This is a genomic window from Psychrobacter sp. DAB_AL43B (genome assembly GCF_900168255.1).
In the GTDB taxonomy this organism is placed as follows: Bacteria; Pseudomonadota; Gammaproteobacteria; order Pseudomonadales; family Moraxellaceae; genus Psychrobacter.
In genome coordinates, this window is sequence record NZ_LT799838.1 from 1305577 (window position 1) to 1319364 (window position 13788).

The 13788-nt window shown below is 41.4% G+C and carries 10 protein-coding genes; 8 read left to right on the forward strand and 2 right to left on the reverse strand.

The window, feature by feature from the left end; genetic code table 11:
• Positions 1–52: 52 nt before the first annotated feature.
• Positions 53–1228: an L-aspartate--glyoxylate aminotransferase BhcA gene (bhcA, locus tag DABAL43B_RS05690; RefSeq protein ID WP_079691471.1), complete on the reverse strand. Its 1176-nt coding sequence runs from the start codon at positions 1226–1228 to the stop codon at positions 53–55.
• Positions 1229–2114: 886 nt separating this feature from the next.
• On the opposite strand from bhcA, the gene DABAL43B_RS05695 reads away from it, so the two are divergent.
• The 4 genes from DABAL43B_RS05695 (at position 2115) to DABAL43B_RS05715 (ending at position 5899) form a co-directional block, all read left to right on the forward strand.
• A complete protein-coding gene (locus DABAL43B_RS05695) occupies positions 2115–3797 on the forward strand; it encodes an NAD-dependent malic enzyme (protein ID WP_079691472.1) in 1683 nt (560 codons plus the stop codon).
• Between the two features lie 963 nt (positions 3798–4760).
• Positions 4761–4943: a hypothetical protein gene (locus DABAL43B_RS05705; RefSeq protein ID WP_079691474.1), complete on the forward strand. Its 183-nt coding sequence runs from the start codon at positions 4761–4763 to the stop codon at positions 4941–4943.
• 91 nt (positions 4944–5034) lie between these two features.
• Positions 5035–5490 carry a hypothetical protein gene (locus DABAL43B_RS05710; protein WP_079691475.1) on the forward strand — a complete coding sequence of 152 codons (456 nt, stop codon included), beginning with the start codon at positions 5035–5037 and terminating at the stop codon, positions 5488–5490.
• Complete coding sequence (locus DABAL43B_RS05715; protein WP_079691476.1) at positions 5483–5899, forward strand: hypothetical protein; 417 nt, start codon at positions 5483–5485, stop codon at positions 5897–5899. The genes DABAL43B_RS05710 and DABAL43B_RS05715 overlap by 8 nt, the downstream gene beginning before the upstream one ends.
• A gap of 359 nt (positions 5900–6258) precedes the next feature.
• Here the strand turns inward: DABAL43B_RS05715 and DABAL43B_RS05720 are convergent, their stop codons facing one another.
• Entirely contained in the window at positions 6259–6987 is a 729-nt protein-coding gene (locus DABAL43B_RS05720; protein WP_079691477.1) for a TetR/AcrR family transcriptional regulator, read from the reverse strand.
• A 260-nt stretch (positions 6988–7247) separates the two neighbouring features.
• On the opposite strand from DABAL43B_RS05720, the gene DABAL43B_RS05725 reads away from it, so the two are divergent.
• From DABAL43B_RS05725 to DABAL43B_RS05740, 4 genes are all read left to right on the forward strand, one after another.
• Positions 7248–8456 carry an acetyl-CoA C-acetyltransferase gene (locus tag DABAL43B_RS05725; RefSeq protein ID WP_079691478.1) on the forward strand — a complete coding sequence of 403 codons (1209 nt, stop codon included), beginning with the start codon at positions 7248–7250 and terminating at the stop codon, positions 8454–8456.
• A gap of 115 nt (positions 8457–8571) precedes the next feature.
• Positions 8572–10743, forward strand: coding sequence for a 3-hydroxyacyl-CoA dehydrogenase NAD-binding domain-containing protein (locus tag DABAL43B_RS05730; RefSeq protein WP_079691479.1), 2172 nt, complete (start codon positions 8572–8574; stop codon positions 10741–10743).
• Positions 10736–11827 (forward strand): CaiB/BaiF CoA transferase family protein, encoded by a 1092-nt coding sequence (locus DABAL43B_RS05735; RefSeq protein WP_079691480.1) that lies wholly within the window; start codon positions 10736–10738, stop codon positions 11825–11827. The genes DABAL43B_RS05730 and DABAL43B_RS05735 overlap by 8 nt, the downstream gene beginning before the upstream one ends.
• A 157-nt stretch (positions 11828–11984) precedes the next feature.
• The gene (locus DABAL43B_RS05740; RefSeq protein WP_079691481.1) at positions 11985–13673 is read left to right on the forward strand and encodes an AMP-binding protein; all 1689 of its coding nucleotides are present in this window, start codon (positions 11985–11987) and stop codon (positions 13671–13673) included.
• Positions 13674–13788 lie beyond the last annotated feature (115 nt).

The window sequence follows — 13788 nt, forward strand, 5'->3', positions numbered from 1 at the left end:
TTCATCTTTTGTTTAATAGCTCGTTATTTAATGGCTTGTTATCTAATAGCTTTTATTTAGTTGGTGCAGTATTGCGATAATATTCTTGCGCAGCAGCGACGCCTTGACCCAGTTTGATAGGGTAGTCCAAATCAACCATCGCCATCTCAATCGTTGCAAGCCCTGCTAGTACCATGACTTCAGTCAATGAACCTAGATGACCTATTCTGAATGCTTTACCATTCATCTCGCCCAAACCAATACCAAATGAGATACCGTATTTATTAAACGCATGGTCAGTAAGCTCGTTACTGTCAAAGCCTTCAGGCACAAAGATGGCGCTGACGGTATTAGAATAAAGATCAGGCGTTTTTGCACATAGCTTCATACCCCAAGCGCTAACGGCTTGGCGTACGCCTTCAGCTAAACGGTAATGACGTGCATAGACGTTTTCAAGACCTTCGTCAAACAACATTTCAAGGCTTTCTCTTAGACCGTAGATGAGGTTTAATGGTGGCGTATAAGGAAAGCCGCCGTTGGCATTGGCTTTCAACATATCACGGAAGTCAAAGTAAGTACGCGGTAGCTTGGCTTCTTCCATATGACCCAAGGCTTTTTGACTGACGCCTAATATTGCCATACCAGTTGCCAGCATAAAGCCTTTTTGTGAGCCAGCGACAGCAACGTCTACGCCCCAAGCGTCCATCTCAAAAGGCACACAAGCAATTGAGCTGACACCGTCGACGAATAACAAAGCAGGGTGGTCACTGCTATCCATGGCTTTGCGAACCGCGTTAATGTCACTTAAAACACCAGTCGCGGTTTCGTTATGAGTAACCATGACGGCTTTAATTTCGTGCGCGCTATCTTCGCTTAGAATCTTTTGGAATTGGTCAGCAGGTGCGGCTGTACCCCAATCGCATTCAACGACTTGCACATCAAGTCCATGGCGCTGACACATATCTATCCAGCGATGAGAGAACATACCATAGCGTGCAATCAGAACTTTATCACCAGGTGACAAGGTATTGCTAATCGCAGCTTCCCAGCCGCCTGTGCCGCTAGAGGTGAATAGGATAATTTCGCTATCTTGAGTGCCAAATACTTTTTTACAATCAGCAAGTACTGGTAAGAAGGTGTCTGAGAAATCAGGAGCACGGTGATCTTGCGTCGGCACGTTCATCGCGCGACGTAATCTGTCAGGAATATTGGTAGGACCAGGAATAAAAATTGGGTTTTGTAGCGACATGATTTACATCCTTGTAAGTGCATATTAAGGGGGCACAATAGTAGTATAAGCAGGGGTTCATGCGAATTTAATGCAAGAGTCTTCCTGACTCATACAGTTTGGTTTTTGTGTTTTTCAGATTTAAAAAATTAACCATGTCAAAGAAAGGAGTTGCAGGTGATTGGTCACTTTACTACTTACTGCGTTCTTTTTATGGTGTTCTTGCGGTAACGGTTTTTACGAAGGATAAACTAAGAGGTTTTGGTTGAAAAAGTGTAGGTACTTATCAACCAGTTAAAATATAGCATTAATGGTAAGTTGTAACAAGGTATTTTTAAATAACCTTTGTGCTAGACTATGCTTAACTATTACAATGACTATTTTCTGCTCACTTGTCAAGATACATCCAAGTGTTAAGATTTACCTAGGTCATCATAGTTTTTTGCCAACAAACTTACTTTGATTGGTTTTGTTCTGCCAATAGCCAATAGGGTAACGTTTACATCGCTATTCCTGAGCCGTGACACTTAAGTTAGCAGTTTTTTTGCCAGCTTCTGCTTTAAATTCTGTACTATAGCTCTGCATTTTCTTGGTCATGGTAAACGCCTCGTCGAGTGATTGGTTTACCACGTTTATCTTTACAATTTTTTTAGCATTGCTCGACTTCTAACTGACTTATTCAATGAAGCAAACCCAATAAAACAATCCCTTCGTTATCAATACTGAAGGCTTATGGAAGAGATTTAATTTGTTATGGGTATCAATCCTGAATTGTGTTGGTTTGAATAATGTTAAGAAAGTTAGATATAAATATGAATTTAAATCATTTCTGTTATTTCATAAATCGTTTAAAACATTTAAACCATTAACTTTGTACCATCATACACTTTAATAAGAAGATTTTATTATGACAAACAAACGTCCGTTATATATTCCTTTTGCTGGACCAGCACTATTAGAAACCCCTTTACTAAATAAGGGTAGCGCTTTTTCATCAGAAGAACGCGATAGCTTTAATTTAACCGGTTTATTACCTCATAATATTGAGACGATTGAAGAGCAATCATTACGTGCTTATCATCAACTTCGCTCATTTACGAGTGATATGGATAAGCATATTTACTTGCGTAATATACAAGATACGAATGAGACATTATTTCATCATTTGATTGAGCAGCATATTGAGGAAGTGATGCCGCTCATATATACCCCAACGGTTGGTCAAGCTTGTGAAAAATTCTCTCAAATTTATCGTCGTAAACGTGGTTTGTTCATCTCTTATCCTGAGCGTCATAAAATCGATGACATGCTGCAAAACGCCACCAAACAAAAAGTAAAAGTGATTGTTGTCACCGATGGCGAACGTATTTTAGGCTTAGGTGATCAGGGTATTGGCGGCATGGGAATTCCAATCGGTAAATTGGCTTTATATACCGCTTGTGGTGGTATTAGTCCCGCTTATTGCCTACCAATATTACTAGATGTCGGTACCAATAACCAACAATTGCTTGATGATCCTATGTATATGGGTTGGAGAAATCCAAGAATTTCTGGCGATGAATATAATGAATTTGTAGACTTATTTATTCAAGCCGTTAAGCGTCGTTGGCCAGAGGTATTATTACAATTTGAAGATTTTGCACAGGAAAATGCGACCCCATTATTGAATAAATATCGTGATCAGCTATGTTGCTTTAATGATGATATTCAAGGAACCGCTGCTGTTTCAGTCGGTACATTGATAGCAGCGTGTTTAAATAAAGGTCAAAAGCTTAGTCAACAAAACATTGCCTTTTTAGGTGCAGGTTCAGCTGGTTGCGGTATCGCCGAGCATATTATTCGCCAAATGCAGCGTGAAGGGTTAACGGAAGAGCAGGCTCGCAGTCAGGTATTTATGGTTGACCGTTATGGTTTACTAACTGATGACATGACAGAGCTGCAAGAATTCCAAGCACCGTTAGTGCAAAAAAAATCAGCTATTGAACACTGGGATAAGAGTCAGAAACTCGGTTTAGCGCAAGTGGTTAAACAAGCAGGAATCACGGTATTGTTCGGCGTAAGTGGGCAAAAAGGCCTCTTTACCCAAGAGGTTATCGAAGCGTTATGTGTTAATACTGAAAATCCAATTGTATTACCGCTGTCAAACCCAACGTCCCGTGTTGAAGCAACACCGCAGGAAGTGACTAACTGGAGTCGTGGTAAGGCAATTATTGCCACGGGTAGTCCTTTCCCTAATACCACTTTTGAAGGTCAGTCTTTCGAGATTTCCCAGTGTAATAATAGCTATATCTTTCCAGGTATTGGTCTAGGTGTTTTAGCAGCACACGCGACAGGTATCAGCGATAATATGTTAATGGCTGCAAGCCAAGCACTTGCGGATATCTCAATGGAATATGAAAAAGTACCCGGTGCCATATTACCGCCTATTAAATTCATTAGAGAAATCAGTGAAAAAATAGCCTATGCAGTTGCCCTACAAGCGATTGAAGATAGATTGGCATTACCTGTAACGGCAGAAAATTTAGAACGTCGATTAAAAGCTAATTTCTGGTTACCAACATACCGCAACTATCGCCGTACTTCTTTCTAACTATTAGAAACACGCATAAAAAAGCCGAATGTTACTATTAAAAGTAGCATTCGGCTTTTTTTATTGATTTTTATTTCATCTTAATATTTGGCTAATATAAAGATGATTGAATTTGAAAGTATAAATGAACCACCGCGACTTTATCGGAGGCAGATTTATTTGAGTCAGGCAGCAATGCTTGATAGGGTTAAACTATAGTAATGAAAAAGACACATCAAGAATACGAGCAACATCTATCAGCTAAAGATATGGACAAGCTAGATAGTAAGTATATTAGCCCACCAGAATTTGGTGAGCTAATTATGATTGCTGATGGTGTACTTTGGACTCGGTTCAAAATACCAGCTCAGTTGAATCATAGTTCATACACTTTAAAAAGAATACAGTGCTGCTGGGATAAATTTTTCGAAGCCTCTGGAGTGCGAAGCGTACAGCAAGCGAGGAAAATTTATCCCAGCATAATGCTATTTTTAACGTACCTCTTTTATATTGAACTGACTATATGGTGACCATAGACCCTAATATGGTTAATATTTTAGATTTAGAAACAGGAAATTGGTCTAGAAGAGATAGTATCAAAGAGAGATGGTAAATAATGGAATGCTTTATTATATTTTATTTATTTAAAATAAATAAGTAGGCTTCATATATTCGACTTTTTAATAAATATATGTAAGTGATTACAACATGGCTCATTAAAGACATTAAATTATAAGGCACGTTATGTACAGTCCAAAAAATGTCATATCTCATTGTTTAAATAGAACATACCTTAGCCAATTGCTAATCGTATGTTTTTTCTTTGTGCTTGGCATTTTTTTTGTATAGGCTGAAACGAATATTAGTAATAATATCACGTCGAATACGATATGGAGTCAAGCTAACTCCCCTTATATTATTAGTAATGATATAGCTATTACTAATCGAGCGGTATTGGATATTGAGGCTGGAGTGACTGTCTATATGCAGCCACAATCTTCTCTCTCAGTTGAGAATGGCAAGATATTAGCCAAAGGCACAGCAAGTGCGCCTATTTTTGTGACCTCAATTAAAGATAATAAAGTCAGTAATCAGGCAATAAAAGGTAATAAAAGGCGATTGGAAATCGTTGGAACTTTAATGCTGGTAGTAAAGACTCGACACTAAGTTATATTGAGTTCAGGTATGGTTCAGGTATGGTTCAGGAATAACGCTTCAAAATACATCGCTAACCCTAAATAATACTACTATCCGTAATATGAAAGGGGCAGCTATTACATCAGATCTTGAATCGTCATCGTATGGATATAATAACAAAGCGAGTGATAACGATACCAATGCCGTACTTTTGCCCTCTGGGGATATTTTAAATTCAGTTAATTGGAAAATGCAGGGTATACCTTATTATGCAGGGTCGGGTATTATCTCAGTTGGTAAATCATCCGCTATTACTAGTGCTAGCAATCCCTCATTAATGATTGGTGAAAATAAGGATATAACCTTTAAGGGTAATAGGTTAGAAGGCGTTACGCGCGTTCAGTCAATCCCCGAAGGTATCACTGTTAATAAAGTGGTTAGTACTGGCACCTCAATCAGCGCGACACTATCAGCAGTTGGTAGTGATTGGAAGAAATGGGATAAAGCAAAAGATTGGAAGAAAGGAAACGATAGAAATGAAAGCTATAATAGTAAAGGAGTAAGACTTCGTGACTGATACCGACCATATGAATTCAATAAGGAGCTTAAATCTTGAATCTATATATTCTCAGGGTTATGATATTTTCTTCTCTAATCTAAATGATAATATAAATTATTTAGAACCTCCATTCGATAACCCAAAATTGTTTGCTTTTTATGAAAAGTATATTGAAGAAACGCTGCTTTTCGGAAATAATGATATAAAGCGTGAAATGGCTAATTTATTAGAGGTGATGCTATGGGCTTTCTTTAGAGTATGGGCAAAACGAGTTATAGAGACAGGCTTAATAACTTATAGTTTAGGAAGTGAAAACAAACTGATAGTATTAGATATGTTTTTAGACAATCTAGATAATGAAGAAGGTGCAGAATGCCTTTCTATTTTTAATAGCAATCTATCCAATCTTAAGTCTCAAATTAAATGAAATTAGATAAAAAGTATTTAGGGGAGAGTATCTTGCATATAAATCCGGCATCGAAAAACTAAAGAAAAAATGGTTAGAAGCATCAGTAGCTTCGAGGACATTAAGTAATATATAAAAGTAATTTATGCAATCCTTTATCGATACTATCTTTAAAGCTAAAATAAATGGTAACTCTTCCAAGCATAAAACACTAATCAAATAGAATTAAGCTGCCTGAGATAGTTTTTGCACAGGCGTAAAGCTAAGATAACGGGTATTTTGGTCACCCGTTCGCATCCGGATCGTATCGGGTTGGCAGGGTGGTTGCAGTACTTTTACTTTTTATTGTGAGCAATACCGTCAGCAACTTGTATGCTACTTTAGGGTGCCGATATTTCAGGCTTAGACATCGAGCGCCACAACATACCGAATAAAACGTCAAAATTTGCATTTAGTGGCGTATCTGCTTGACGAATATTCTGCATAATGCCAAGTCGACTGACGAACCCCATAAACACATCAAATAGAATATGCAGTGGTACTGTATCAACGAGTACCCCTCGTTTTTGACCATCCTCTAGTACACTCAAAAACGCATTAATAAGCTCTTTATTCTTATAAATAGCAATGTTGTGAAAACGCGCTATCGATACTTTAGATAGCACCATCACGGCGTCAGGTTGAGTATCTACAAAATCAAGACATACCCACAATGTCTTACGTAAGCGATCCTCCACACTGTCAATGCCTTGTAGATGATCCATCATTCTCGCCGCTAACCTCCCCAGCACCAAGTCCATAATGGTGTAGAGCACCGTTTGCTTATCACCAAAATATTTATAGAGCGTTTGCAGCGATACGTTTGCAGCATTTACAATCTGTATCATAGTGATATCGCTTGCATCATGACCTGCAAATAACTGGCGTACTGCTTTTTCTATTTTGTCTAAAGTGGCGGGTCGCATATCGGATAAAGGAGCCAATGATAAGGGTTTAGTCTGAGCCTCTTTTTTGGAGGCTGTACTATTGGTTTTACTATTAGTCTTGCTAACTCTGTGATTAGTGCTCGCATCAGCACTGAGTTGTGGTTTTGAGCGAGTGGTTTTCATACCTTAGGGTTCCTTTATAGTATTGGCCTTTGAAGGGTTTTAGAGTTTATAGTAAATCGATAAAGACAATATATATTACCATTGTAAAATAATCGATTGCACAAGTTGTATTAATTTTCTAATATAATAGCCATACAGATTAGTATTCAATGAGATTATAAGTATTATAGTTAAAGGTAATATTAATTACCATTATTTTATAAATATAATATAGCTGTTATTTTCCAACTCTATTTACCATCTACAAAAAGGGATTTTTTATGACTGAGACTGCCTACATTTATGAGTCACTTCGCACGCCACGTGGCAAAGGAAAAAAAGATGGCTCGCTTTATCAAGCGACGCCTATTTGGCTAGTTCGCACTTTGTTAAAAGAGATGCAGCAGCGTCATAACTTAGACACCAGCTTAGTTGATGACGTGGTGCTTGGCTGTGTAACCCCTGTTGGCGAACAAGGCTCTGATATTGCCCGCATTGCGATCATTGATGCAGGCTGGGATCTGAGTGTGGCTGGTTTAACGCTGTCTCGGTTTTGCGCATCAGGTCTTGAGTCGATCAATCTGGCCGCTGCCAAAGTCATGTCAGGTATGGAGGACATGGTGGTCGCAGGTGGCGTAGAATCGATGAGCCGCGTCCCAATGGGTTCTGATGGTGGGGCATGGTATATGGATCCACGCGTCAACGAAGCCACTCACTTTGTCCCGCAAGGGGTTGGTGCAGATACTATAGCGACGCTCAAAGGCTTTAGTCGTACTGATGTCGATGAGTTTGCCACCGAATCGCATCGCCGTGCTGCTAACGCGTGGGAGCAAGGCTACTATGATAAATCAGTCGTCCCTGTTACCGATATGAATGGCATGCTGTTGTTAGACAAAGATGAAACCATTCGTCCAAACACCGATGTGGCAACCTTAGCTGGCCTTAACCCTTCTTTTATTATGCCGGGAAAAATGGGTTTTGATAGCGTTATCTTGGACAGATACACCACCATTGAAAACGTCAACCACGTCCATCACGCTGGTAACTCGTCAGGCATTGTCGATGGCGCTGCGCTTTGTTTAGTCGGTAGCGCCGCTGCTGGTCGCAAAGCTGGTCTAAAACCACGTGCCAAAATCACCATGGCTTCAGTCATCGGCTCAGAACCTGCCATTATGCTGACAGGTCCGACGCCTGCCTGTCAAAAAGCCCTCGATAAAGCGGGCATGCAAGCGTCAGATATTGACCTTTGGGAGATCAACGAAGCCTTTGCTGCCGTACCACTCAATACTGCCAACGACTTTGGCATCTCACTTGATATTGTCAACGTCAATGGTGGCGCTATCGCTATGGGTCATCCCCTTGGCGCGACAGGCGCGATGCTCATGACTACGGTACTTGACGAATTAGAACGTCGCGACCTAAAAACGGCGATGATCACCTTGTGCGTAGGCGGTGGTATGGGAATTGCGACTATCATTGAGCGCGTATAGCACTGATAGATAGCACTGATAGATAGCACTGATAAATAGCGCTGATAGATTTTTAGTGATTGTCATTAGTCTTTAGTGATTAAAGCGAAATACAATAATATAAGAAGGACTTAATATGAACACAAATAGCGTAAATGCCATCAATGCATTGAACCACTTTTCTGCCGAATCTGATAATGGCATCATCACGGTTATTATCGATCAAGCAGACCGTAAAATGAATGTCATCGGTGATGGCTTTACAGACTCCTTTGCTAAGATGACCGATAGCTTTATCAACGATGCGTCTGCCAAAGGTTTGATTTTAACCTCTGGTAAAGAAACCTTTGTCGTCGGTGCCGATATTGACCAATTGGCTAGTATCCAAACTGCTGAGCAAGCGTTTGACTTGGTTGAGGATCTAAAAGCCAGTATGCGTAAACTGGAGTTATCTGGTAAGCCAGTCGTCGCTGCTATGACTGGCACTGCGCTCGGTGGTGGTTTAGAGTTGGCCTTGGCCTGTCATTATCGTATAGCGATTGATTCTCCTAAAACCAAACTGGGTCTACCTGAAGTTAAGTTGGGTCTGCTACCGGGCGGTGGGGGTACTCAGCGTTTACCGCGCTTGGTTGGTATTCAAGCGGCATTAGAGCTTATGACTCAAGGTAAAGAGCTGCGTCCAGCTGCTGCTAAAGATATGGGTCTGATTGATGCCGTTGCCACTGATAAAGTAGATATGCTAAAGCAGGCCAAAGACTGGATCATAGCCAATCCTACTGCGCAGCAACCGTGGGATAAGAAAGGCTTTCAAATCCCAGGTGGTGATAGCAAAAACCCTAAAATAGTACCGATATTCTCTATTGCACCCGCGATGGCCAACCAAAAGTCGCATGGCAACTATCCTGCGATCACCCACATTATGTCTTGTGTATTTGAAGGATGCATGGTCGATATTGATACCGGTCTTGAGATCGAGTCACGCTACTTTGTCGGCTGTGTGCTCTCAGCTGAATCTAAAAATATGATCAACACCCTTTGGATACAGCTTAATAGCATCAAAAAAGGCCAATCACGACCTGATGGTTTTGAGCGCTATAAAACTAAAAAAGTCGGTATTCTCGGTGCTGGCATGATGGGGGCAGGTATCGCTTATGTCTCAGCCAAAGCGGGCATAGAAGTGGTTCTTTTAGATACGGCTATCGAAGGCGCTGAAAAAGGCAAAAATTATTCTACTAAGTTGTTAGACAAGGCTATCAGCCGTGGTCGCTCTACTGAAGAGAAAAAGCAAGCGTTATTAGATAAAATCAAAACGACGGTGTCTTATGATGATCTAGAAGGCTGTGATTTAATTATCGAAGCAGTCTTCGAAGATGTAGACATCAAAGCAGAATGTACTCGTAAGTCTGAAGCGGTTATACCAGAAACTGCTGTTTATGCATCAAATACATCGACGCTGCCTATTACCGAGCTTGCGAAAGCCAGCATACGTCCAAACCAGTTCATCGGTCTGCATTTCTTCTCGCCAGTTGATAAGATGCCGTTGGTTGAGATTATCGTTGGTGAAGATACTGATGAGGCAACCTTAGCCAAAAGCTTTGACTATGTCGGTCAGATATCTAAAACGCCAATCGTCGTCAACGATAGCCGCGGTTTTTACACCTCTCGTGTATTTGGTACTTATGTCTCAGAAGGTATTGCGATGCTAAGTGAAGGGATACATCCACGCAGCATCGAAGTGGCTGGTATGAAATCTGGCATGCCCATGCCGCCACTGGCGTTACAAGATGAAGTATCGCTCAGCCTGTCATTACATGTTATGCAACAAGCTAAGCGAGCACTAGAAGCTGAAGGTGAAACGTTCACACCACATCCTGCAATGCCAGTGGTTGAAAAAATGGTCAATGAATTTGGCCGTGAAGGTAAGAAAGTCGCTAAAGGCTTCTATGATTACCCTGAAAATGCTGAAAAACGTTTATGGCCTGAGCTTACTGAACTGTATCCAACTAAAGATGAGCAACCGTCGCAGCAAGACTTAGTAGACCGTTTGTTATACGTTCAAGCGAATGAGACCGCGAAATGCTTCGAGGAGAATGTCGTACGTACAGTAGCGGATGCCAACATCGGCTCTATCTTCGGCTGGGGTTTTGCACCTAACCAAGGTGGTACGTTGCAGTTTATCAACTCAGTAGGCGTTAAAAAGTTTGTAGAGCGTAGCCGCGAGCTTGCTAGCAAGTACGGCGAGCGTTTTGAACCAGCTCAGATTCTTGTGAAAATGGCCGAAAAGGGCGAGGAGTTTGTCGATGGCTAATTTAGCTAATACTATGACAAATTGCTTGGATGGATTGTGCGTCGTTGACTTGACGCGCAATCTCCCAGGACCTTTTGCCACCAGACTGCTTGCAGACTTAGGTGCTGAGGTTATCAAGATTGAGCCGAAAAATGGAGATCCTGCGCGTGCGTTGGGTGATTTGTTTACCGCACTCAATCACGGCAAGACAATTGAGAAAGTTGACTTTCGTGACCCTGAAGGTATTGAAGCTATCAAAGCGCATCTTAAAGATGCGGATGTGATGCTCGACAGTTTCCGCCCAGATGTGCTTGAAGGTATGGGACTGGACGCTAAGACCCTGCATGCTCTCAATCCAAAGCTGGTCATGGTATCGATTACTGGTTATGGCATGGCTGATGGAATATCTGACGGCAGTAACGACTCTCAAATTAAGCCGCATATTAAACATAATTGGGCTAACAAAGCTGGTCACGATATCAACTTTATGGCGATGAGCGGCGTGCTTGACCAGCTCAAGACTGCTACTGGTGAGCAGGCAATGCCTAATATCCAGTTTGCAGACTTGGCAGGCGGTAGTGACACGGCAGTGATTGCCCTTTTGGCCGCCGTGTTTTCAGCACAGCGTACCGGTAAAGGTCGTCATGTTGTAGTCAGTATGACGCACAGCTTATACCAGCATATGATCATGCCCAAAGCGACTGGGAAGCTGGTAAAAAGCTTCTCTGGTAAAAATCCAAAGCCGCAACATGACTTTTTAGGCGGATTATTGCCTTGTTATCGTTTATATAAAACAGCAGACGAGCGCTACATGGCAGTAGGTTCGCTAGAGTTGAAGTTTTGGCAAGGGTTGTGTGAAGTACTAGAATTGCCAGAGCTCAAAACCAAACACTGGCAAATGGGTGTCATGCCGAATACCAAAGACAGTCAAGAGGCGGCTCAAGTGGTCGCTGATAAGTTTGCTAGCCAGCCGCTTGCTTACTGGCAGCGGATCTTTGACTCAGCAGATGTTTGCGTTACCCCTGTGTTGACACTGGAGGAAGCCCGCGCGCATCCTTTATTTGCCCATCAAGATGAACATAGTGCTACACCAGGTTGGCAGTAAAGCATAGTCAGTCCTATATAAATCAGATACGGTGTCAGGCTCGCTTAGTCTACTATTTGTAGTACTTTTACTCGCCTTCCTTGTATCCAAATTATATTGAACCGACTATAGCTCATCAAGTTAACCATCAATGATAAAAAACCAAGGAGGGTTTGTTATGAAAAAGGTTTGGATAGAGAACTATCCCAAAGGCGTGGTAGCTGATGTTTCAGCGACCAACCAATCCCTATTAGAGCTGTTTGAGAGCTCTTTTGCAAAATTTTCTCAAGATGAGCTGATCACCAATATGGGCGTGACTTATAGCTACGCTCAAGTTGACGAGGTTTCTAAAACGGTTGCCGCTTGGATACAAAGCCTAGACCTCAACAAAGGATCAGTGATTGCTATTATGATGCCTAATGTCAATCAGTATCTGCCTATTGTTATTGGTGCCATGAGAGCAGGGATGGTCATTACCTTGGTCAACCCTCTATACACCGCACGAGAGCTTAGGCACCAACTTAATGACTCTGATTGTAAAGCCATATTTATTTTGACGCCTTTTTGTGCAACGCTTGAAAAAATAGTTGGTGAAACCGGTATAAAAACCATTGTTTGTAGCGATATCGGCGATATGTTAGGGGCTGTCAAAGGTAAAATCGTCGATTTAGCGGCCAAATATGTCAAAAAAGCGGTTCCAGCTCACACGCTCAAATCCAATAGCCAGTATAAAGTCCACCCCTATAAATCTATTTTAAGAAAGGGTAAGGGTATGCGCTATACCCGACCTGAGATTAGTGCTAAAGACATAGCGCTGCTGACTTATACCGGTGGTACGACTGGCATGGCTAAAGGGATCATCGTCAGCCATCACAATGTAGAAATCGCAACCTCACAGTATGAGGCTTGGTTTCAACCTATTTATGATGGAGTGACTAGCAAAGAGCAAATAAACACTATCGTTGCATTGCCTCTGTATCATATCTTTGCTTTTGTAATCTCTATGGTAGGTATCAGAGTGGGTCAGCACCTAACGCTGATTACCAATCCGCGTGATATAGATGGTTTTATCAAAACACTCAAATCGCGTCCATTCCATCTATTGCCAGCAGTAAATACGCTATTTCAAGCATTAATGGCGCATCCTCATTTTAAAACGATTGATTTTTCAGCGTTTAAAATCGCGGTTGCTGGTGGTATGGCAGCAACGCCAGAAACCGCTAGAAAATGGCTTGAAGCAACGGGTCATCCTATCTTGGAAGGTTGGGGCATGTCAGAGACCATCGGTGTGGGTACTGCTAATCCTTTTACCAATAAAGAATTTAACGGTAGCATCGGCGTGCCATTACCAGGTGTAGATATCAACATCCGTGATGAAGCTGAAAACGTTTTACCGTTAGGGGATGTTGGGGAGCTCTGTATCAAAGGCGATAATGTGATCTCTAGTTATCACAATATAGACAATGTGGGATTTTTCACCGCTGATGGTTACCTAAAGACAGGTGATATCGGCACTATGGATGACAAAGGCTACGTAAAAATATTCGATCGAAAAAAAGATATGATTATTGTGAGTGGTTTTAATGTTTATCCCAATGAAGTCGAAAATGTTATTGAGACGCACCCCAAAGTTGCTGAATGTTCGGTGGTTGGCGTTGATAGTGAATCACAAGGTCAATCGGTCAAAGCCTACGTAGTAAAGTCAGATCCCAGTGTCACTGAGCAAGAAATTAAAGCGTTTTGCAAAGAAAGCTTGGCAGGCTATAAATGTCCTCGTGACATTGAGTTTATCACCGAGTTGCCCAAGTCAACGGTTGGTAAAATACTGCGTCATGAACTGCGAAAAAAAGCCAATGAGGCGGCTTAATCATTAATAGTCATTAATTATCACTTATTGTATTAACTATAGCAGTCAATAGGATGACGCTATTCAACTCGGCAACTAATAATGTTGCTCATTTTATTCATCATGGAGGATGTCT